Raw genomic sequence first — 20,102 nt, 5'->3', positions numbered from 1 at the left:
CGGGATCCAGGTCATCAGGCCACGAGTATGCCGCAGCTATGCGCATTGAATATAGGGAAGCGATGCGAAACTGCACGAGCGGTTTCGCGACCGCGCGGGTTTACACGAAGCAGAGCGACAGCGGCTCGGCGATGTAGGCCGGTTTTTCCGATCCTTCGATTTCCAGCGTGGCGGTGGCCTTGAGCAGCCATTGGCCGGGTTTTTTCTCGGTGGCGTCCACCAGGTCGACCTTGAGCCGGACCTTGGAATCGACCTTCACCGGTTGGATGAAACGCACGCTGTCCAGGCCGTAGTTGACGACCATCTTCACGCCTTCGGGCAGGATCAGGATGTCTTCCATCAGCTTGGGCATCAGTGACAACGACAGGAAACCGTGGGCGATGGTGCTGCCAAACGGAGTCTGCGCGGCCTTGACCGGATCGACGTGGATGAACTGAAAGTCGCCAGTGGCTTCGGCGAACAGGTTGATGCGGTCCTGATCGATCGTGAGCCATTCGGAACGTCCAAGTTCCTTGCCGACATAATCTTTGAGCGCTGCAACGGGGACGTAGGGCATTGAGACTCTCCTTGGGTTCATCGGTTTTACTTTTTCTGAAGCGGGGATTGGCGTCCCCGAAAAACCACTGTAGATCAACATGGCGTGCAAGTAAGGTCACTGAACATGCTTTTTACGAATGCCGACCCATAGCGCGGGCATGTTTAAATGTGTCATCAGGTGACTCCCCGTAGGAGCTGCCGAAGGCTGCGATCTTTTGATCTTTCGCTCCGGATTCAATTGGAAGGGGAAAGATCGCAGCCTCGTTGCACTCGGCAGCTCCTACGGGGAGCTCCTACAGGAACAGGTTCATGGTGTTTGTGAGGGGAGAGAGCGGATGTTGCTACGGGGCCTGACCTGGCTGGTGTTTTTTCAATTGCTGGGCACTGCGATCAATCATTTGTTCTTGCCGGTGCTGCCTGGGCCGATCATTGGCCTGCTGTTGCTGCTGGGCTATCTGGTGATGCGCGGTGAAGTCAGCGAACCGTTGAACCTGGCCGCCAGTAGCCTGCTGCGTTACCTGCCCTTGCTGCTGGTGCCGCCGGCGGTGGGGGTGATGGTCTATGCCGGGGCGATTGCCGCCGATTTCTGGGCCATCGTTGGCGCGTTGACCTTGTCCCTGGTGCTGTCCGTGGCGCTGACGGGCGTGCTGATGCAGCGCCTGGCCCGCCGTCACGTCGCCGCCCCGGAGGACAGCCAATGATGCTCGACTGGCAGGGCGCCTGGACCTCGGTGATCCATCATCCGCTGTTCGGCATCGGCATTACCCTGGGGGCCTATCAGTTGGTGTTGGCGGCGTTCGAAAAGACCCGCTGGGTGTTCCTGCAACCGGTGTTGATGTCGATGGTGCTGTTGATCGGCGTGTTGGTCGGCTGCGGCATCGGCTATGCCGAGTACCGCAAGAGCACCGAGATCCTCAGCATTCTGCTGGGCCCGGCCACGGTCGCCCTGGCGGTGCCGCTGTATTTGAACCTGCGACGGATCCGGCAGTTGTTCTGGCCGATTTTTACTACGCTGGTGATAGCCGGGGTGTTTGCCACGGGCTCTGCGGTGGTGTTGGGCTGGGCCTTTGGCGCCGAGCACATGATCCTGATGACCATGGCGCCCAAGTCCGTGACTTCGCCGATCGCCATGCTGGTGGCCGAGCAGATCGGCGGCGTGGCGGCCATGGCGGCGGTGTTCGTGTTGATCACCGGTGTACTCGGGGCGATCCTCGGTCCGAGTATTCTGACCCGGCTGGGGGTCCATAGCCCCGAGGCCCGGGGCATGGCCCTGGGGCTGGCGGCCCATGCGGTGGGCACGTCGGTGGCGTTGCAGGAAAGCGAGGAGTCGGGTGCCTTCGCGGCGCTGGCGATGAGTCTGATGGGCGTGGCCACGGCGGTGCTATTGCCGTTGGTGGTGTCGATGACCGTTTAAGGATCTGGTTATGAGCTTGCCGCTTTTCCCGTTGAACACTGTGCTGTTCCCCGGTTGCATCCTCGACTTGCAGATTTTCGAGGCGCGTTACCTCGACATGATTGGGCGCTGCATGAAAAAGGGCGAAGGCTTCGGCGTGGTGTGCATTCTCGATGGCGAGGAGGTCGGGCACGCGCCTGAAGGCTTCGCGCGGGTCGGTTGTGAAGCGCGCATCACCGATTTTTCCCAGCAGGACAATGGTCTGCTGGGCATTCGCGTGGAGGGTGGGCGGCGCTTTATCGTCCATGGCACCAGCGTCCAGGCGGATCAACTGATGGTCGCTGAAGTCGAGTGGCTGGAGGAGGAGCCGGAGCAACCGCTGCAAGAGGAAGACGCCGACCTGGTGGCGCTGCTCAGGGCCCTGGCCGAGCACCCGATGGTCGAGGCCCTGAACATGGGCACCGAAGCGACCGGCCAGCAATCGCTGGCCAATCAACTGGCCTACCTGCTGCCGTTCAATGAGCTGGACAAGATCGACCTGCTGCAACTCGACGATCCGCAACAGCGCCTGGATGCGATCCAGGCGTTGCTCGATGAGCTGCAGGGCGAACTCTTCGCCTGACACCACCAAACACCCTGTGGGAGCGAGCTCGCTCGCGATAGCGGTGGGTCAGCTTGCATCAAGGGTGAATGTGCAGCCGTCATCGCGAGCAAGCTCGCTCCCACAGTGGTTCCGGGCTACGCCATGAATCTCCCGTGGAAGCGAGCTTGCTTGCGATTGCCTAATAGGCATACCGCAACATCGCATGGGGCAAATGCCGCAGTGCGAAGAAGCTGAACACCGCCGCCAGCGCCGGCAGAATCAACCACCAGATTTTCGGCGGCATGGCCGGCAGCGGTGTCTGGCGCTGGCTCGACCACAGGACGGCGGCGCAGACGCAGGCGGCCAGCATGGCGCCGGCGACGATGTCGCTCGGCCAATGGGCGCCCAGGTAGACCCGCGACAGGGCGATGGCCAGTGCTGGCAAGCAGCCCAGCAGCAACCAGGTCAGGCGCAGGCGGGGCGGTTGGCCTCGGCCGGCGAGGATGGCGAGGCTGAGGAACAGCGCGAATGCCCCGGAGGCGTGGCCGCTGGGCATGCTGTAGCTGGTCAGCGGGTCGGTGAGGATTTCCGGGCGCACCCGGGCAAAGAAGTGTTTGCTGCCGGTGTTGGCCAAGGAGGTGAGCAGCATCGTGCCACCGGCGAAGATTGCCTGGCGCCATTGGCGCGTCAGCAACAGCAACCCGGTCACCAGGGCGCTGAAAATCAGCATGTTGCGGAATTCGCCGATCAGCGTGAAGGTCACGGCGATTTCGTCCAGCGTCGGGCTGCGATGCTCCTGGACCAGGGCCATCAAGCCTTGGTCGAACGCCGTCAGGTAACGAAAGCCGATAAACAGGCCGATCAGGATCACCAGGCCGATGCCGGCGATCAGCGCCGAGGCATGGCGATGGCGACGCAGGCTGCTGTTGACGCTCAGCCCGATCATCACCGCGATGCTGCCGATGACCACGCCGGCCTGCGGCCAGAACCCTTCGGGCAGCGGCAGGCGAAACGCCGCCCCGGTGGCCCAGCCCGGCAACAGGTACGCCACGGTCCAGCCCGCCGCGGCCAACACGCTGACCGCGGCGAAGCGCGGGAACGGCATGTCGCACATCCCGGCCACCATCGGCAACATGGGCCGTAGCGGGCCGATAAAACGACCCACCAGCAGGCTGGCGATGCCGTAGCGCTGGAAATAGTTTTCCGCGGCGCTCATCCACTCGGGGTGATGGCGCAGCCCGGGCAGGCGCCGGATGTTCTGGTGGAAATGCCGGCCGAGGAAATACGACATCAGGTCCCCCAGCAAGCCGCCGAGCAGGCCCAGCAGCAAGGTCTCGCCCAGGGACAACGCGCCGCTGCCGGCCAGCACGGCGATGGCGAACAACAGCACTGTACCCGGCACGATCAGGCCGGCAATGGCCAGGCATTCCACGCAGGCGACGATGAACACCGCCACCGCCAGCCATTGCGGGTTGACGGTCAGCCAGCCGGTGATGCTATCGAGCCATGGGCCCATGAGGACAACTCCATTGAATAGTGATTTGGCATGCACCGGATTCTGTTGTAAGCAAAAAACCTGTGGCCACTGAAGATCAACTGTGGGAGCGAGCTTGCTCGCGATTGCGGTGTTTCAGTCAACCTTCATTCTGCTGACCCGACGCCATCGCGAGCAAGCTCGCTCCCACAGGGGTGTGCGGTGTGTTCATGAAAGCAAAAAATAATCACGCCCTTCGACCTGCCCCCGTCGCAACGGGTTGCGGGTGCACCACGGGGCATAGGCGGCATCGACAAAGCGGTAGGGCAGGTGCTCGTCCCGTCCCAGGGGAATGCCCAGGCGGGTGGTCTGGATCACATTGACCGTCGGCACGCCCACGTCTTCCACCAGCAAGCGCTCGGGGTCGAAGCGTTTGGCGTCCCAGTCCGGCACTTTCAGCCCCAGCGCTTTGCACAGCAGGGTCTGGCCGGCACAGAGTTTCTGCGGTGTGCGCGGCCGGCCTTGGGCGTCGGGGTTGTTCAATAGCATCTGCGCCAGGCTCGTCGGTCCGGAAAGGGTATCGACCCACGGGTAGGCCGATTTGATCAGCACCGCGTTGCCGGGACCCTGGGCGCTGAAGTTCAGCGAATCGCCGCCCCGGGCGTAGTACATATAGATGTGTCCGCCATCCAGAAACAAAGCCTTACGTTTTTCCGTGTAGCCCAGCGAGGCGTGGCTGCCTTTTTCGGCAAAGTAATACGCCTCGGTCTCGATGATCCGCGCGCTGAGCCACAGGTCGCCGACCTTGTGGCGAATGACTTTGCCCAGCAGGTCTTTGGCAAGGACCTGGGCGTCGCGGTCGAAAAAGGCGTGGGGCAGGGCGTTGGGCGATGGCAAATCGGTCATGGTGATAGACGAAGTGAGGCCAAAGGAAGCGCGATGATAGCAATGGAAAGCTTAATCACCGCTGAACACTCGCTTCAACCGGCTGTTTACGCCTGTTTTACTTCTCCGCCGGTCACCACTGCGAGTCCATGCTGTTAGTCGAGGGTTACGACAGCTATAATCTGCCGCTTTCCCCATCGCCAAGACCACACAGACCATGACTGAGTCCGTTCTTGACTACATGACCCGCCTGGGTCGCGCCGCTCGCGAAGCGTCGCGCATCATCGGCCGGGCCAGCACCGCGCAGAAAAACCGCGCCTTGCAGGCCGCCGCCAATGCGCTGGACGCTGCGCGCGCCGAGCTGTCCGCCGCCAACGAGCAGGACCTGGCCGCCGGCCGGGCCAATGGTCTCGAACCGGCCATGCTCGAGCGCCTGGCGCTGACCCCGGCCCGCATCGACGGCATGATCGTCGGTCTGCGCCAAGTCGCGGCCCTGCCGGACCCGGTCGGGGCGATCCGCGACATGAGCTACCGCCCGTCGGGCATCCAGGTCGGCAAGATGCGCGTGCCCTTGGGCGTGGTCGGGATCATCTACGAGTCGCGGCCGAACGTGACCATCGACGCCGCGAGCCTGTGCCTGAAGTCGGGTAACGCGACCATCCTGCGGGGCGGGTCCGAGGCCATCCATTCCAACCGTGCCATTGCCGCCTGCATCCAGCGCGGCCTGGCCGAGGCCGATCTGCCGGCGGCCGTGGTGCAAGTGGTGGAGACCACCGACCGCGCCGCGGTCGGCGCCCTGATCACCATGCCCGAGTTCGTCGATGTCATCGTGCCACGTGGCGGCAAGGGCCTGATCGAGCGGGTCAGCCGTGACGCCCGCGTGCCAGTGATCAAGCACCTGGACGGCATCTGCCACGTCTATGTCAGTGCCCACGCCGAATTGCCCAAGGCCCAACGCATCGCCTTCAACGCCAAGACCTACCGCTACGGTATCTGCGGGGCGATGGAAACCCTGCTGGTGGACCAGGCCGTTGCCCGGGACTTCCTGCCATCGATGGCCGCCCAGTTCCGCGAAAAAGGCGTCGAACTGCGCGGTTGTGAGCGTACCCGGGCGATCATCGAGGCCGTCGCGGCCACGCAAGAAGATTGGGACACCGAGTACCTGGCGCCGATCTTGTCGATCCGCGTGGTCGACGGGCTGGACCAGGCCATCGAACACATCAACCGCCACGGCTCGCACCACACCGATTCCATCGTCAGTGAGCACCAGGGCGAAACCCGGCGTTTCGTGGCCGAAGTGGATTCGGCATCGGTGATGATCAACACCCCGACCTGCTTCGCCGACGGCTTTGAATACGGATTGGGTGCCGAGATCGGCATTTCTACTGATAAGCTGCACGCCCGCGGCCCGGTGGGCCTCGAAGGCCTGACCTGCGAGAAGTACATTGTGGTCGGTGACGGCCAGTTGCGCGGACAGGAGCCGGTCTGACTTGGGCGACCTCGACCCGCCGACCGCTGTGACGACGACCACTGCGCCCCGGCGCATCGGTATCCTGGGCGGCACGTTCGACCCGGTGCACATCGGCCATTTGCGCGGTGCGCTGGAAGTCGCCGACGCCCTGGCCCTCGATGAGCTACGCCTGACGCCCAGCGCCAGGCCGCCTCACCGGGACACGCCGCAGGTGTCGGCGCAGGACCGTCTGGCGATGGTCGAGTGCGCGGTGGCCGGTGTGGCACCGCTGGTGGTGGACGCCCGCGAATTGCAGCGGGACAAACCGTCCTACACCATTGATACCCTGGAGCTGATACGCGCCGAACTGGCCGTTGATGCCCAGGTTTTTCTGCTTCTGGGCTGGGACGCTTTTTGCGGCCTGCCCACTTGGCATCGCTGGGAAGAGTTGCTCCAGCATTGCCACATCCTGGTGTTGCAGCGCCCGGATGCCGACAGCGAGCCGCCGGATGCCTTGCGCAACCTGCTGGCGGCCCGCTCGGTGAGCGACCCGCTGGCCCTGAAAGGGCCGAGCGGACAGATTGCATTCGTCTGGCAGACGCCGCTCGCGGTATCCGCCACCCAGATCCGTCAACTGCTGGCCAGCGGTAAGTCGGTACGTTTCCTGGTGCCCGACGCGGTCCTGGCCTACATCGATGCGCACGGGCTTTACCGTGCGTCGAACTGAAAAAGGCGCGCTTCAAGGCACGTGAATGCGTGTAGCGAAGCGCCCGAACATACGAGCAAAACGAGTTTTATATGACTGACAAAGACGTAAACAAAGTAAAGCGCAAGGGCACGTTCAAGAGCGCCCCGCTGCCTGTAGAGGCACATACCGGCGTGGCGCTGGTCGGCGAAGAGCTGGTCAAGGTGGCCGTGGCGGCCCTGGAAGACGTCAAGGCCCAGGACATCCAGGTGATCGACGTTCGTGAAAAGCAAAGCATCACGGACTACATGATCATCGCCACCGGTACCTCCAACCGCCAGATTGGCGCGATGCTGGACAAGGTCCGCGAAGCGGTCAAGGCCCAGGGCGTCAAGCCGCTGGGTGAAGAGGGCAAGGGCGACAGCGACTGGGTGCTGTTGGACATGGACGATGTCATCGTGCACATGATGACCGCCTCGGCGCGTCAGTTCTATGACCTGGAGCGCCTGTGGGCCGGTGCCGAGCAGAGTCGTTCGGCCAGCGCCGCGCACCACAGCCCGGAAAACCCCCATGAGCACTTCACCAAGCTCAACAAAGACCAGCAATAAGGGACCGCTGTGCGACTGCGCCTGATCGCTGTCGGTTCTCGCATGCCCAAGTGGGTGGAAGAAGGCTGGCATGAATATGCCAAGCGTCTTCCCTCCGAGCTGGCCCTGGAACTGGTGGAAATTCCGCTCAACACCCGTGGCAAGAACGCTGACGTGGCGCGTTTCATCCGCCAGGAAGGCGAAGCCATGCTGGCCAAGGTCGGGCCGAACGAGCGCATCGTCACCCTCGAAGTCCATGGCAAGCCCTGGAGCACCGAGCAGTTGGCGGTGGAGCTCGATCGCTGGCGGCTGGACGCGCGCACGGTCAACTTCATGGTCGGTGGTCCGGAAGGGCTGGCGCCGGAAGTCTGTGCCCGGGCCGATCAGCGCTGGTCGTTATCGCCGTTGACGTTGCCGCACCCGCTGGTGCGGATCCTGATCGGCGAACAGTTGTATCGTGCCTGGACAGTCCTGTCCGGGCACCCTTACCACAAGTAATCCTGCCCCATGCCCCAGCCGATCCGCATCAAGGACCACGAAAAAGACGCCCGTCTGGTACGGGGCCGCGTCGTGTTCGGTGCTATCACGGTGGTGACGCTGATCGGCGTGCTGATTGCGCGCCTGTATTTCCTCCAGGTGATCCAGTACGAGTACCACTCCACCCTGTCGGAAAACAACCGGGTGCACGTGCAACCGATTCCGCCGACCCGGGGGCTGATCTTCGACCGCAACGGCGTGGTGGTGGCGGATAACCGGCCCAGCTTCAGCCTGAGCATGACCCGCGAACGCTCTGGCGATTGGCAGCATGTGCTCGACGTGATCGTCGAAGTGCTGCAGCTGACGCCCGAGGACCGGGCGATTTTCGAGAAGCGCATGCGCCAGGGCCGGCGGCCGTTCGAGCCGGTGCCGATCCTGTTCGAGCTGACCGAAGAGCAGATCGCCCTGATCGCCGTGAACCAGTTCCGCCTGCCCGGCGTCGAGGTGGTGGCGCAGTTGGTGCGCCATTATCCCCAGGGGGCGCACTTTGCCCACTCGGTCGGCTACATGGGGCGGATCAACGAGAAAGAGCTCAAGAGCCTCGATCCGGTCAATTACAGCGGCACCCACCACATCGGCAAGACCGGCATCGAGCGCTTCTACGAGCCCGAGCTGCATGGCCAGGTGGGTTACGAAGAGGTCGAGACCAACGCTCGCGGCCGCGTCTTGCGGGTGCTCAAGCGCACCGACCCGATCCCCGGCAAGGACATCGTCCTGAGCCTGGACATCAAGTTGCAGGAAGCCGCCGAAGCGGCGCTGGGCGGACGGCGTGGCGCCGTGGTGGCGCTGGACCCGAACACCGGCGAGGTCCTGGCGATGGTCAGCCAGCCGAGTTTCGACCCGAACCTGTTCGTCACCGGGATCAGTTTCAAGGCCTATTCCGAACTGCGCGATTCCATCGACCGGCCATTGTTCAACCGCGTGCTGCGCGGCCTGTATCCGCCGGGCTCGACCATCAAGCCCGCCGTGGCGATTGCCGGGCTGGACTCTGGCGTGGTGAACGCCTCGAGCCGGGTCTACGACCCCGGTTACTACATGCTGCCCAACTATGACCACAAGTACCGTAACTGGAACCGCACCGGTGACGGCTATGTGGACCTGGAAACGGCGATCATGCGCTCCAACGACACCTACTTCTATGACCTGGCCCATAAACTGGGGATCGATCGACTGTCGTCCTACCTGGGCAAGTTCGGCATCGGTCAGAAAGTCTCCCTGGACATGTTCGAAGAATCCCCGGGCCTGATGCCGTCCCGGGAGTGGAAGCGCGCGACCCGGCGCCAGGCCTGGTTCCCTGGCGAAACCCTGATCCTGGGGATCGGCCAGGGCTACATGCAGGCCACGCCCCTGCAATTGGCCCAGGCCACGGCCCTGGTGGCGAGCAAGGGCAAGTGGTATCGCCCGCACCTGGCCAAGACCATCGAAGGCCAGAAGCCGGTGGACCCGAACCCGATGCCGGACATCATCCTGCACAATCCGTCGGACTGGCAAAAGGTCAACAACGGTATGCAGCAGGTGATGCACGGTGCCCGCGGCACCGCCCGCAAAGCGGCCATCGGCGCGCAGTACCGCATTGCCGGCAAGAGCGGCACGGCCCAGGTCGTCGCCATCAAGCAGGGCGAGAAGTACGACCGCTCCAAGGTCCAGGAACGCCACCGCGACCACGCCTTGTTCGTCGGTTTCGCGCCGGCCGACAACCCGAAAATCGTTGTGTCGGTGATGGTCGAAAACGGCGAGTCCGGTTCCGGCGTCGCCGCGCCGGTGGTGCGCCAGATCATGGACGCCTGGCTGCTGGATGAGCACGGCCAGCTCAAACCGGAATACGCGAGCCCCATCACTGCGGAGGCTACGGCCCGTGAAGAATAATTTCGACCGGATCCTCTCCAGCGAAGACGTGATGCGCCGTCGCGCCACGTTGTTGCAGCGCATGCACATCGATGGCCCGTTGCTGATCCTGCTGCTGACCCTGGCCGCCGGCAGCCTGTTCGTGCTGTATTCGGCCAGCGGCAAGAGCTGGGATTTGCTGGCCAAGCAAGCCACTTCGTTCGGCATCGGCCTGGTGTCGATGGTCGTCATTGCCCAGCTCGAGCCGCGATTCATGGCGCGCTGGGTGCCGCTGGCCTATGTGGTGGGCGTGAGCCTGCTAGTGGTGGTGGACGTGATGGGGCACAACGCCATGGGCGCCACCCGTTGGATCAACATCCCCGGGGTGATCCGCTTCCAGCCTTCGGAATTCCTCAAGATCATCATGCCGGCGACCATTGCCTGGTACCTGTCCAAGCGCACCTTGCCGCCGCAACTCAAGCACGTCTGCATCAGCCTGTTGCTGATCGGTGTTCCATTCATTCTGATCGTACGCCAGCCAGATCTCGGCACCTCGCTGCTGATCCTGGCCGGCGGTGCCTTCGTGCTGTTCATGGGCGGGTTGCGCTGGCGCTGGATTCTCAGCGTGATCGCCACTGCCGTGCCGGTGTCGGTGGCGATGTGGTACTTCGTGATGCACGACTACCAGAAGCAGCGAATCCTGACGTTCCTCGATCCGGAGAGCGATCCGCTGGGCACTGGCTGGAACATCATCCAGTCCAAGGCCGCCATCGGCTCCGGCGGGGTGTTCGGCAAGGGCTGGCTGATGGGCACCCAGTCGCACCTGGACTTTTTGCCGGAAAGCCACACCGACTTCATCATCGCCGTCATGGGCGAGGAGTTCGGCCTGGTGGGCATCTGCGTGTTGCTGCTGATCTACCTGCTGCTGATCGGGCGGGGGCTGGTGATCACCGCCCAGGCCCAGACGCTGTTTGGAAAATTGCTCGCGGGCAGCCTGACCATGACGTTTTTTGTTTATGTTTTCGTCAACATCGGTATGGTCAGTGGCCTGTTGCCGGTCGTGGGGGTGCCGTTGCCTTTCATTAGCTACGGAGGAACTTCGCTGGTGACCCTACTGTCAGCGTTTGGGGTTTTGATGTCGATTCATACGCATCGCAAGTGGATCGCGCAGGTTTGAATAAGGTGAAGAGTTCAATGCAAGCAATGCGTGGCTGGTCGACGCGATATGCGCCGTGGATCGGCCTGGTCGGCTTCCTGGGCAGTGCGTCGCAGGCCTTGGCCGGTGACTACGAAGGTTCGCCACAGGTGGCCGAATTCGTCGGTGAGATGACCCGCGACTACGGTTTTGCCGGTGAGCAGCTGATGGGAGTGTTTCGCGAGGCCGAACGCAAGCAGTCGATCCTCGATGCGATCTCCCGGCCCGCCGAGCGGGTCAAGCAGTGGAGCGAGTACCGGCCGATGTTCATCACCGAGGCGCGTATCGCCCGGGGCGTGGACTTCTGGCGCCAGCACGAGGCGGCCCTGGCCCGTGCCGAGCAGGAGTACGGCGTGCCGGCCCAGTTCATTGTGTCGATCATTGGCGTCGAGACCTTCTTTGGCCGCAACACCGGGAATTTCCGGGTGATCGACGCGTTGTCGACCCTGGGCTTCGATTACCCGCCGCGTGCCGAGTTCTTCCGCAAGGAGCTGCGCGAGTTCCTGCTGCTGGCCCGTGAAGAGCAGGTCGATCCGTTGACCCTCAAGGGCTCCTACGCCGGGGCCATGGGCCTGCCGCAATTCATGCCCAGCAGTTTCCGCGCCTACGCGGTGGACTTCGACGGCGACGGCCACATCAATATCTGGACCAACCCGACCGATGCCATCGGCAGTGTCGCCAGCTATTTCAAGCGCCACGGCTGGGAAGCCGGCCAACCGGTGGTCAGCCGTGCCGACGTGCGCGGCGAGCACGTGGACGAGGGCCTGACCGAGGGTATCGAGCCGACGAAAACCGTCGGGGAGTTGCGGGCGTTGGGCTGGTCGAGTCATGATGCGCTGCGTGACGACATGCCGGTCACCGCGATGCGGCTGGAAGGCGAACAAGGCCCCGAATATTGGATGGGCCTGAAGAATTTCTACGCGATTACGCGTTATAACCGCAGCGTGATGTACGCCATGGCCGTATATCAACTGTCTGAAGAGCTGGTCAAAGCACGGGGCGTCAAATAATGCGGGCATTGCCTACCTATCAACCCCTGAAGCTCGTGGCGTTGGCCGCGCTGTCGCTGTTGGTCGTCAGTTGTTCGACCAGCCGCGCGCCGGCCCAGAAAAACACCACCGCCGTACGCGCGATGCCGGGCCTGGACATCAACCGGGCCCACAAGGACGGCGCGCCGTGGTGGGACGTGGATGTCTCGCGCATCCCCGACGCCACGCCGACCCTGCACACCGGTCCCTACAAGGCCAACCCCTACACGGTGCTGGGCAAGACCTATTTCCCGCTGTCCGACTCCAAGCGCTACGTGGCCTCGGGCACGGCGTCCTGGTACGGCACCAAGTTCCATGGCCAGAACACCGCCAATGGCGAGGTCTATGACCTGTATGGCATGAGCGCGGCCCACAAGACCCTGCCGCTGCCCAGCTATGTGCGGGTGACCAACCTGGACAACAACAAGAGCGTGATCCTGCGGGTCAATGACCGTGGGCCGTTCTATTCCGACCGCATCATCGACCTGTCGTATGCGGCGGCGAAAAAACTCGGTTACGCTGAAATCGGCACCGCCCGGGTCAAGGTCGAAGGCATCGACCCGCAGGAATGGTGGGCCCAACGTGGCCGTCCGGCGCCTTTGATGCTCAACGAGCCAAAAGTGGCGCAAAATGCCGCGCCGACCGTGACGGCGTCCACCGGCACGGTCGAGCAGTGGACACCGCCGCCGCAGCAACACGCCGCGGCCGTGCTGCCCGTGCAGATCGATGCAAAAAAAAACGCTTCTGCAACAGCGTCTGGCCAGTTTCTGCAAGTGGGCGCGTTCGCCAACCCGGACGCTGCCGAGCTGCTGAGGTCGAAGCTCAGCTCGATGGTGAGCGCCCCGGTGTTCATCAGCTCGATCGTGCGCAACCAGCAGACACTGCATCGGGTGCGCCTGGGGCCGATCGGTTCTCCGGGTGAAGTCCAGCAGGTGCAGAACAGCGTGCGCCTGGCCAATCTCGGTTCGCCGAGCCTGGTCACCGCTGAGTGATTGAATGAGGCCCGCTGGCGGTTGGAGCGGGTCAGGTTGTTGGCTCCATGAATAATAAAAGCCCGGCAAGGGCAGTGAGTGAGCAACTTAAATACGCGGCGGCTCGTTAGAAAGCCGCCTGTTTCAGTTTTGCCTTCGGGCAGTCCCATTAGCGATTTCGAGAGACGGATGAACATCACCACCTTTGCCAAACGCCTTTGCCTGCTAGTCCCGCTGCTTCTCTCACCGGCCGCGTTCGCGGTCGAGATGATGCCGGCTCCTCCTCAATTGGCCGCCAAATCCTTTGTGCTCATGGATGCCAGCAGCGGCGAGGTGCTGGTAGAGAACAACGGTGACCAGCGCCTGCCACCGGCCAGCCTGACCAAGCTGATGACCGCCTACATCGCCACGCTGGAAATCCGTCGCGGCCAGATCGGTGAGAACGATCCGGTGACCGTCAGCGAAAACGCCTGGCGCACCGGCGGTTCGCGGATGTTCATCAAGGTCGGTTCGCAAGTGACCGTCAGCGACCTGCTGCACGGCATCATCATCCAGTCCGGCAATGACGCCAGCGTCGCCCTGGCCGAGCACATCGCCGGCAGCGAAGATGCGTTCGCCGACATGATGAACAAAACCGTGGCCGACCTGGGCATGACCAACAGCCACTTCATGAACCCCACCGGCTTGCCGAACCCTGAGCACTATTCGTCGGCTCACGACATGGCGCTGCTGGCCCGGGCAATCATCCATGAAGACCCGGCCCACTACGCCATCTACTCCCAGAAGGAATTCTTCTGGAACGGCATCAAGCAGCCTAACCGCAACCTGCTGCTGTGGCGCGACAAGACCGTCGATGGCCTGAAGACCGGTCACACCGACGAAGCCGGCTACTGCATGGTGTCTTCGGCTGTGCGTGACGGCATGCGCCTGATCGCCGTCGTCTTCGGCACCAGCAGCGAAGTGGCCCGTGCCGCCGAGACCCAGAAACTGCTGACCTACGGCTTCCGCTTCTTCGAAACCCAGACCTTCTACCAGAAGGGCACCGAACTGGCCCAGGCCCAGGTCTGGAAAGGTTCGAGCAGCCAGGTCAAGGCCGGCCTGGCCCAGGACCTGACCATGACCTTGCCCAAAGGCCAGCTCAAGAAGCTCGCCGCCAGCATGACCATGAACCCGCAACTGACCGCTCCCATCGCCAAGGGCGACGTGATCGGTAAAGTCGAAGTCAAACTGGACGACAAAGTGGTGCACAGCGCTGACCTGATCGCTCTGGACGCGGTCGAGGAAGGTGGTATCTTCCGCCGCATCTGGGATAGCATCCGTCTATTCTTCTACGGCTTGTTCAACTGATCGAAGTGTTGACCTGCATGGCCTCGTTCCCATTCGGAGCGGGGCCATGTGCGTTACCACGGCTTACGAGGCCGTTACGCCATGACAGACTCTGAAGTAAAGGCGCCAAAAATCGAATTTCCCTGCGCGGATTATCCCATCAAGGTAATCGGCGACACCGGCGTGGGGTTCAAGGACAAGATCATCGCGATCCTTGAAAAACATGCCACCGTCGACCACAAGACCCTGGCCGAGCGCCAGAGTACCAACGGCAAGTACACGACGATCCAGTTGCACATCATTGCCACCGGTCAGGAACAGCTCTACGACATCAACAGCGAGCTGCGAGCGACCGGTTTCGTGCACATGGTGTTGTGATGCCGGGCACGCTGGGCTTTCGCGAGCTGGGCACGATGGCCTACGAGCCGGTCTGGCATGCCATGCAACGCTTCACGAACGAACGCGGCACCACCGCCGACGATGAAGTCTGGCTGGTGGAACACCCACCGGTGTTCACCCAGGGCCAGGCCGGCAAGGCCGAGCACCTGTTGCTGCCGGGGGATATCCCGGTGGTGAAGGTCGACCGGGGCGGGCAGGTGACCTACCATGGCCCTGGCCAACTGGTCGCCTACCTGTTGCTGGATGTGCGCAAGCTGGGGTTTGGCGTGCGCGAGCTGGTCACCCGCATGGAAACGTGCCTGATCGAGCTACTGGCCAGCTACGGTGTGACGGCGGCGGCCAAGCCGGATGCGCCGGGCGTCTACGTCGATGGGGCGAAAATCGCCTCCCTCGGCTTGCGGATCCGCCATGGCTGTTCGTTTCATGGCCTGGCGCTGAACGTGGACATGGACCTGGGGCCATTCCGACGGATTAATCCCTGTGGCTACGCGGGACTGGCGATGACCCAGTTGAGCGAGCACGCAGGATCGATTGAATTTGCCGAGGTAAGTGCCCGGCTGCGCGCGCAGCTCGTCAAACACCTCGACTATGCTGAGCAGACGACCCTCACGGGCGGAATCGACTGATATGACTACTGATGCAGTGCAAACCATGATCCCGACGCTGGACGTCACCGAGCGTCCGGCCCCGCGTGCCAAGGTAGAGGCCGGCGTCAAGCTGCGCGGCGCCGAGAAGGTTGCACGCATCCCGGTCAAGATCATCCCCACCACCGAACTGCCGAAGAAACCCGACTGGATCCGCGTGCGCATCCCGGTTTCCCCGGAAGTCGACCGCATCAAGGCCTTGCTGCGCAAGCACAAGCTGCACAGCGTTTGCGAGGAAGCGTCCTGCCCGAACCTGGGCGAGTGCTTCTCCGGCGGCACCGCCACGTTCATGATCATGGGCGACATCTGCACCCGTCGTTGTCCGTTCTGCGACGTCGGCCACGGCCGTCCGAAGCCCTTGGACACCAACGAGCCGGAAAGCCTGGCCATCGCCATTGCCGACCTGAAGCTCAAGTACGTGGTCATCACCTCGGTGGACCGTGACGACCTGCGTGACGGCGGTGCCCAGCACTTTGCCGACTGCATCCGCGAGATCCGCAAGCTGTCGCCGAACGTACAGTTGGAAACCCTGGTGCCGGATTACCGTGGCCGCATGGACATCGCCCTGGAAATCACCGCCGCCGAGCCGCCGGATGTGTTCAACCACAACCTGGAAACCGTGCCGCGCCTGTACAAGGCCGCGCGTCCGGGGTCGGATTACCAGTGGTCGCTGACCTTGCTGCAGCGCTTCAAGCAGATGATGCCGCACATTCCGACCAAGTCCGGCTTGATGCTGGGCCTGGGTGAGACGGATGAGGAAGTTATCGAGGTCATGAAGCGCATGCGTGAGCATGACATCGATATGCTGACCTTGGGGCAGTACTTGCAGCCATCCCGTAGTCACTTGCCGGTGCAGCGTTTTGTGCACCCCGATACCTTTGCCTGGTTTGCCGAGGAAGGGTACAAGATGGGGTTCAAGAACGTGGCTTCGGGGCCGTTGGTGCGGTCTTCGTATCATGCGGATGAGCAGGCTAAGTTGGTCAAGGCTGAGCTTTTGGGGGCCTGATTTAGCGGTTTTTTGGTGGTGGGTCGGTGTGAATATCCGTTGCTGCGGTAACGGCCACTGGCGGTTCCGCTCTTACAGCGGGTCACTTTTGGAAAAGCGCCAAAAGTAACCAAAAACGCTTTGCCCCACCACTCGGCACCTCGCTTAGGCTCGGTGTGCCCTCACTCCGGCATTGCTCCGTGGGCCCGCCGCGAAGGGCCATCCATGGCCCAGCGCGGCTACCTCGGCATCCATGCCGAGGTGCCCACTGCGCAATACCTGCGTTCGGCCATCGTGGTTAACGGGGCGCCCCAGATCAAAAGCCAAAGCGAGGCGGCCTTATAGCCGGCCTGGTTCGGGATGAGCGCGTTCCTCCTGTGGGAGCGAGCCTGCTCGCGATAGAGGAGGATCAGTTTGCGGTGATGTTGGCTGTGCTGACGTCATCGCGAGCAAGCTCGCTCCCACAGTTTTTTGTGCCGTGTGCAGATGCTGTGATCACCCGCTCCCACAGGTTTTTGCACCTGCCCCGATATTGTGAACACCGCCAGGCCCTGTGGGAGCGAGCTTGCTCGCGATAGCGGTGCTTCAGTTACACAGATGCTGGATGTGTCGCGCTTTGCTTTGGATCTTGATCTTGATCTAGGCGCCCCGTTAAACCACGCTGGCCGAACGCAGGCATTGCGTAGTGGGCATCCCGAGCCTAGGCGAGGCACCGAGTGGTGGGGCAAGAGCGTTTTTGGTTACTTTTGGCGCTTTTCCAAAAGTGACCCGCTGTAAGAGCGGAACCATAAGTAGCCGTTACACAAGAAACGGATATACACACATAACAAGCCGAAAAAGCGGGAAACGCATGGACCTAACCCCACATCACCCCGTCCCAGCTCTCCCATCCGAAGGCCTGATCGCCGTGATCGCCCCCGCCGGTCCCGCCCCCCTGGACACGGAAAAAGCCATCCAATGGATGCGCGCCCGAGGTCATGAACTGCGAATCCTCCCAGGCGTCTACGAAAAAAACGGCTACCTCGCCGGCAGCGACGAAATACGCCTCGACGACCTGCACGCCGCCTTCACCGACCCAGAAGTCAAAGCCATCATCTGCCTGCGGGGCGGCTACGGCACACCACGCCTGCTGGACCGCATCGACTTTGAACTCCTAAGACGCAACCCCAAGCCATTCGTAGGCTATAGCGACATCACCGCCCTGCACCTGGCCATCAGCCGTTACGCAGGCTTCGTGACCTTCCACGGCCCGCTGCTCAACGCCGATCTGCTGGGCGACAAGGAACCCCCAACCGTCACCTCGTTTTTCAGCCTGCTGCGTGGACAGTTGAAGGCCGGCAGCGAGCTGAACCACCCCGCAGCCTACCCGTTGACCACCGTCGAGCCAGGCATCGCCCACGGACGTCTGTTGGGCGGCAACCTGTCGATGATCGCCGCGACCATGGGCACGCCTTATCAGATCGACGCCGAAGGGGCGATCCTGTTCATCGAAGACGTCAACGAGCCGCTGTATCGCATCGACCGACTGCTGACCCAGCTGCGCCTGGCCGGCACGTTGGCGCAGCTGCGCGGTGTCTTGATGGGGGACGTGGCCGGGGTCGACGTCGAGGCGTTGAATCGATTGCTCAAGCAGACCTTCGCACCGTTGCGAATCCCGGTGCTGTCCGGCTGGCGCAGCGGGCATTGCGATCCGAACCTGACCTTGCCCATGGGGGCGTTGGTGACGCTGGATGCGGGGGAGAAGAGGTTGGTATTGGAGCAGGATGTGGTGGTCAGTCGCTAGTCATGTAGCGCCTGCGAATCAGCCATCGCGAGCAAGCTCGCTCCCACAGGTGTTTCCGGTCAACCTGTGGGAGCGAGCTTGCTCGCGATAGCGGTAGCCGCCATACGGCAATTCAGCGGTTACGCAACGCCTCCAGCAACTGCTGGGTCGGATACCCATCCGCCGGCCAGCCGAACGACTGCTGGGCGCTGCGGATGGCCTTGCGGGTGTTGGCGCCGATGATGCCGTCGGGGTTGCCCGCGTCGTAGTTGTGCTTGCCCAGCAGGGTTTGCAGTTCGATGCGCTCGCTGCGGCTCAGGGGCAGGTCTTCCTTGGGCCACTGGCCGTAGATCAGCCCGCCGTCGGTAAAGCGCTTTGACAACAGCCCGACCGCCAAGGCATAGGACGACGAGTTGTTGTACTTGAGGATGGCACGGAAGTTATCGAAGATCAGGAACGCCGGGCCGCGATGGCCGGCCGGCAGGAGCAGGGACGCCGATAGCTGCCTGTCATCCGGGGCGATCGGCAAGCCGCCATATTCTGAAACCCCCAGCCGGATCCATTCGGAGACGGGCTTGCGGATCGTGCCATCGGCCAGCGTATAGTCGAAGCCCTCGGCGAGATTGACCTCGAACCCCCACGGCTGGCCACGTTGCCAGCCGGAGCTTTGCAGGTAATGCGCAGTCGAGGCCAAGGCATCGGTGGAGCTGCCCCAGATGTCGCGGCGGCCGTCGCCATCGAAATCCACCGCGTGGGTGTTGTACGTGGTGGGGATGAACTGGGTCTGGCCCATGGCGCCGGCCCAGGAACCGAGCATTTTTTCCGGTGTGATATCGCCCTGTTGCAGGATTTGCAGCGCGGCGATCAATTGCGCATGGGCGAAGCCCGGGCGTCGTCCTTCGTAGGCCAGGGTCGCGAGGGAGTTGATCACCGACTTGCTGCCCTGGAACTGGCCAAAGTTGCTCTCCATGCCCCACACCGCCACCAGCGCTTCGCGATCGACGCCGTAACGCTGCTCGATGCTTTGCAGGACCTGGGCGTTCTGCTGGATCAGACTCTTGCCTTTGTTGACCCGCAGTGGCGACAGCGCGCCATCGAGGTATTCCCACACGGGGCGGGTGAATTCCGGCTGGCTGCGGTCGGCCTTGATCACGCTCATGTCCGGACTGACGCCGACAAACGCACGATCGAACAAGTCGGCACGGATCCCGGCGGCCAGGGCTTCCTTGCGAAACCCGGCCTGCCATTCAGCGAAGGTCTGGGTGGGCGCAATGGCCAGGTCATCGCCGGTGGGCACCACGGGCGGCACGATGGCTGGAGCGGTCGAGGCGGGAATGGTCTGGAGCGGTTGGGCGTCGGCGGCGGTAGGTTTTTCGGCGCAGGCGACAAGCAGGACAACGCTTGCGGCAACAATCATTTGGCGCAGTGGCCAACGATGGGAAAGACAGAAGGGCATGCACGGGTCCAGAAATACAAATCAGGTGCTGACCTTAACATGCGAAAGGGGCGTAGGGCTTGTCCGAGTGTTTCAAGCGGCCAGAAAGCAAGAAGCCTCCCAGTGGTCAGACTGGAAGGCTTCGCGGCGGTAGCTGCCTTTGCCCTTGGCGGGTCGTTCCTGGCGGCTGCGGAACAGGGGCTGGGCGACGATGGACTTGGCCTTGTTGGGGCCATGCCTGGATGGCTTTTTGCTCATGATGGGATCTCTCGTGGGGATGGTTTTGCGGGGCAAATCATGGGACAGAGTTGGGGTGTTGTCCATAGGATAAATGGAGGTGATATTTGTAGGATCAAGAGCGGAAAAGATCGCAGCCTTCGGCAGCTCCTACAATGAAATGCA

Annotated in this window: 21 protein-coding genes; 16 read left to right on the top strand and 5 right to left on the bottom strand. The window is 62.6% G+C overall.

Annotation, left to right across the window (positions count from 1 at the left end; all coding sequences use genetic code 11):
- Positions 1-100 precede the first annotated feature (100 nt).
- Complete coding sequence (locus tag BLU85_RS27115) at positions 101-556, bottom strand: MaoC family dehydratase (protein ID WP_053125683.1); 456 nt, start codon at positions 554-556, stop codon at positions 101-103.
- A gap of 316 nt (positions 557-872) precedes the next feature.
- On the opposite strand from BLU85_RS27115, the gene BLU85_RS27110 reads away from it, so the two are divergent.
- The 3 genes from BLU85_RS27110 to BLU85_RS27100 are packed head-to-tail and all read left to right on the top strand — an operon-like array spanning position 873 to position 2,552.
- On the top strand, positions 873-1,238 hold the full coding sequence (locus tag BLU85_RS27110; protein WP_060740472.1) for a CidA/LrgA family protein: 366 nt from the start codon (positions 873-875) through the stop codon (positions 1,236-1,238).
- A complete protein-coding gene (locus BLU85_RS27105; protein ID WP_060740473.1) occupies positions 1,235-1,951 on the top strand; it encodes an LrgB family protein in 717 nt (238 codons plus the stop codon). Before BLU85_RS27110 ends, BLU85_RS27105 begins: the two co-directional genes overlap by 4 nt.
- A 10-nt stretch (positions 1,952-1,961) precedes the next feature.
- Complete coding sequence (locus BLU85_RS27100; protein WP_092205234.1) at positions 1,962-2,552, top strand: LON peptidase substrate-binding domain-containing protein; 591 nt, start codon at positions 1,962-1,964, stop codon at positions 2,550-2,552.
- Between the two features lie 160 nt (positions 2,553-2,712).
- Here BLU85_RS27100 and BLU85_RS27095 read toward each other — a convergent pair whose 3' ends face one another.
- Both BLU85_RS27095 and BLU85_RS27090 read right to left on the bottom strand, forming a co-directional pair.
- On the bottom strand, positions 2,713-4,029 hold the full coding sequence (locus BLU85_RS27095) for a bifunctional DedA family/phosphatase PAP2 family protein (protein ID WP_092205233.1): 1,317 nt from the start codon (positions 4,027-4,029) through the stop codon (positions 2,713-2,715).
- A 186-nt stretch (positions 4,030-4,215) separates the two neighbouring features.
- Positions 4,216-4,893 (bottom strand): DNA-3-methyladenine glycosylase, encoded by a 678-nt coding sequence (locus tag BLU85_RS27090; protein WP_092205232.1) that lies wholly within the window; start codon positions 4,891-4,893, stop codon positions 4,216-4,218.
- A gap of 196 nt (positions 4,894-5,089) precedes the next feature.
- Between BLU85_RS27090 and BLU85_RS27085 the strand changes: the two genes are divergently transcribed.
- The 13 genes from BLU85_RS27085 (at position 5,090) to BLU85_RS27020 (ending at position 18,286) form a co-directional block, all read left to right on the top strand.
- Positions 5,090-6,361 carry a glutamate-5-semialdehyde dehydrogenase gene (locus BLU85_RS27085; RefSeq protein WP_092205231.1) on the top strand — a complete coding sequence of 424 codons (1,272 nt, stop codon included), beginning with the start codon at positions 5,090-5,092 and terminating at the stop codon, positions 6,359-6,361.
- Between the two features lies 1 nt (position 6,362).
- The gene (gene nadD / locus BLU85_RS27080) at positions 6,363-7,049 is read left to right on the top strand and encodes a nicotinate-nucleotide adenylyltransferase (protein ID WP_092205230.1); all 687 of its coding nucleotides are present in this window, start codon (positions 6,363-6,365) and stop codon (positions 7,047-7,049) included.
- Between the two features lie 71 nt (positions 7,050-7,120).
- Positions 7,121-7,615, top strand: a complete 495-nt coding sequence (gene rsfS, locus BLU85_RS27075) for a ribosome silencing factor (RefSeq protein ID WP_058543147.1) — start codon at positions 7,121-7,123, stop codon at positions 7,613-7,615.
- Positions 7,616-7,624: 9 nt separating this feature from the next.
- Positions 7,625-8,092 (top strand): 23S rRNA (pseudouridine(1915)-N(3))-methyltransferase RlmH, encoded by a 468-nt coding sequence (gene rlmH / locus BLU85_RS27070; RefSeq protein WP_047229490.1) that lies wholly within the window; start codon positions 7,625-7,627, stop codon positions 8,090-8,092.
- Between the two features lie 9 nt (positions 8,093-8,101).
- Positions 8,102-9,997, top strand: coding sequence for a penicillin-binding protein 2 (gene mrdA, locus BLU85_RS27065; RefSeq protein WP_092205229.1), 1,896 nt, complete (start codon positions 8,102-8,104; stop codon positions 9,995-9,997).
- Between the two features lie 31 nt (positions 9,998-10,028).
- A complete protein-coding gene (gene rodA / locus BLU85_RS27060) occupies positions 10,029-11,132 on the top strand; it encodes a rod shape-determining protein RodA (RefSeq protein ID WP_170847670.1) in 1,104 nt (367 codons plus the stop codon).
- Between the two features lie 17 nt (positions 11,133-11,149).
- Entirely contained in the window at positions 11,150-12,160 is a 1,011-nt protein-coding gene (mltB, locus tag BLU85_RS27055) for a lytic murein transglycosylase B (protein ID WP_092205227.1), read from the top strand.
- On the top strand, positions 12,160-13,170 hold the full coding sequence (locus BLU85_RS27050; RefSeq protein ID WP_092205226.1) for a septal ring lytic transglycosylase RlpA family protein: 1,011 nt from the start codon (positions 12,160-12,162) through the stop codon (positions 13,168-13,170). Before mltB ends, BLU85_RS27050 begins: the two co-directional genes overlap by 1 nt.
- A gap of 168 nt (positions 13,171-13,338) precedes the next feature.
- Positions 13,339-14,496: a D-alanyl-D-alanine carboxypeptidase family protein gene (locus tag BLU85_RS27045; RefSeq protein ID WP_092205225.1), complete on the top strand. Its 1,158-nt coding sequence runs from the start codon at positions 13,339-13,341 to the stop codon at positions 14,494-14,496.
- An 81-nt stretch (positions 14,497-14,577) separates the two neighbouring features.
- A complete protein-coding gene (locus BLU85_RS27040) occupies positions 14,578-14,853 on the top strand; it encodes a DUF493 domain-containing protein (RefSeq protein WP_053125656.1) in 276 nt (91 codons plus the stop codon).
- Positions 14,853-15,500, top strand: coding sequence for a lipoyl(octanoyl) transferase LipB (gene lipB / locus BLU85_RS27035; RefSeq protein ID WP_092205224.1), 648 nt, complete (start codon positions 14,853-14,855; stop codon positions 15,498-15,500). The genes BLU85_RS27040 and lipB overlap by 1 nt, the downstream gene beginning before the upstream one ends.
- 1 nt (position 15,501) lies before the next feature.
- Positions 15,502-16,524: a lipoyl synthase gene (gene lipA, locus BLU85_RS27030; protein WP_092205223.1), complete on the top strand. Its 1,023-nt coding sequence runs from the start codon at positions 15,502-15,504 to the stop codon at positions 16,522-16,524.
- 829 nt (positions 16,525-17,353) lie between these two features.
- Positions 17,354-18,286, top strand: coding sequence for a S66 peptidase family protein (locus BLU85_RS27020; RefSeq protein ID WP_092205543.1), 933 nt, complete (start codon positions 17,354-17,356; stop codon positions 18,284-18,286).
- Between the two features lie 112 nt (positions 18,287-18,398).
- On the opposite strand, the gene BLU85_RS27015 is transcribed toward BLU85_RS27020, so the two are convergent.
- The gene (locus BLU85_RS27015; protein WP_092205542.1) at positions 18,399-19,721 is read right to left on the bottom strand and encodes a lytic murein transglycosylase; all 1,323 of its coding nucleotides are present in this window, start codon (positions 19,719-19,721) and stop codon (positions 18,399-18,401) included.
- 72 nt (positions 19,722-19,793) lie between these two features.
- Positions 19,794-19,958, bottom strand: a complete 165-nt coding sequence (gene arfA / locus BLU85_RS27010; RefSeq protein ID WP_092205541.1) for an alternative ribosome rescue factor ArfA — start codon at positions 19,956-19,958, stop codon at positions 19,794-19,796.
- Positions 19,959-20,102: the final 144 nt, after the last annotated feature.

Origin of the sequence: Pseudomonas sp. NFACC14 (assembly GCF_900106885.1) — a bacterium.
GTDB classification, from domain to species: Bacteria; Pseudomonadota; Gammaproteobacteria; order Pseudomonadales; family Pseudomonadaceae; genus Aquipseudomonas; species Aquipseudomonas fluorescens_AA.
The sequence above is the reverse complement of the archived record's forward strand: the minus strand, read 5'-3'. Positions and strand labels throughout refer to the sequence as shown.

Coding starts and splice junctions, on each gene's coding strand:
- BLU85_RS27115 (WP_053125683.1), bottom strand. CDS start 556: ATGCCCTACGTCCCCGTTGCAGCGCTCAAAGATTATGTCGGCAAGGAA.
- BLU85_RS27110 (WP_060740472.1), top strand. CDS start 873: ATGTTGCTACGGGGCCTGACCTGGCTGGTGTTTTTTCAATTGCTGGGC.
- BLU85_RS27105 (WP_060740473.1), top strand. CDS start 1,235: ATGATGCTCGACTGGCAGGGCGCCTGGACCTCGGTGATCCATCATCCG.
- BLU85_RS27100 (WP_092205234.1), top strand. CDS start 1,962: ATGAGCTTGCCGCTTTTCCCGTTGAACACTGTGCTGTTCCCCGGTTGC.
- BLU85_RS27095 (WP_092205233.1), bottom strand. CDS start 4,029: ATGGGCCCATGGCTCGATAGCATCACCGGCTGGCTGACCGTCAACCCG.
- BLU85_RS27090 (WP_092205232.1), bottom strand. CDS start 4,893: ATGACCGATTTGCCATCGCCCAACGCCCTGCCCCACGCCTTTTTCGAC.
- BLU85_RS27085 (WP_092205231.1), top strand. CDS start 5,090: ATGACTGAGTCCGTTCTTGACTACATGACCCGCCTGGGTCGCGCCGCT.
- rsfS (WP_058543147.1), top strand. CDS start 7,121: ATGACTGACAAAGACGTAAACAAAGTAAAGCGCAAGGGCACGTTCAAG.
- mrdA (WP_092205229.1), top strand. CDS start 8,102: ATGCCCCAGCCGATCCGCATCAAGGACCACGAAAAAGACGCCCGTCTG.
- rodA (WP_170847670.1), top strand. CDS start 10,029: ATGCGCCGTCGCGCCACGTTGTTGCAGCGCATGCACATCGATGGCCCG.
- mltB (WP_092205227.1), top strand. CDS start 11,150: ATGCAAGCAATGCGTGGCTGGTCGACGCGATATGCGCCGTGGATCGGC.
- BLU85_RS27050 (WP_092205226.1), top strand. CDS start 12,160: ATGCGGGCATTGCCTACCTATCAACCCCTGAAGCTCGTGGCGTTGGCC.
- BLU85_RS27045 (WP_092205225.1), top strand. CDS start 13,339: ATGAACATCACCACCTTTGCCAAACGCCTTTGCCTGCTAGTCCCGCTG.
- BLU85_RS27040 (WP_053125656.1), top strand. CDS start 14,578: ATGACAGACTCTGAAGTAAAGGCGCCAAAAATCGAATTTCCCTGCGCG.
- lipB (WP_092205224.1), top strand. CDS start 14,853: ATGCCGGGCACGCTGGGCTTTCGCGAGCTGGGCACGATGGCCTACGAG.
- lipA (WP_092205223.1), top strand. CDS start 15,502: ATGACTACTGATGCAGTGCAAACCATGATCCCGACGCTGGACGTCACC.
- BLU85_RS27020 (WP_092205543.1), top strand. CDS start 17,354: ATGGACCTAACCCCACATCACCCCGTCCCAGCTCTCCCATCCGAAGGC.
- BLU85_RS27015 (WP_092205542.1), bottom strand. CDS start 19,721: ATGCCCTTCTGTCTTTCCCATCGTTGGCCACTGCGCCAAATGATTGTT.
- arfA (WP_092205541.1), bottom strand. CDS start 19,958: ATGAGCAAAAAGCCATCCAGGCATGGCCCCAACAAGGCCAAGTCCATC.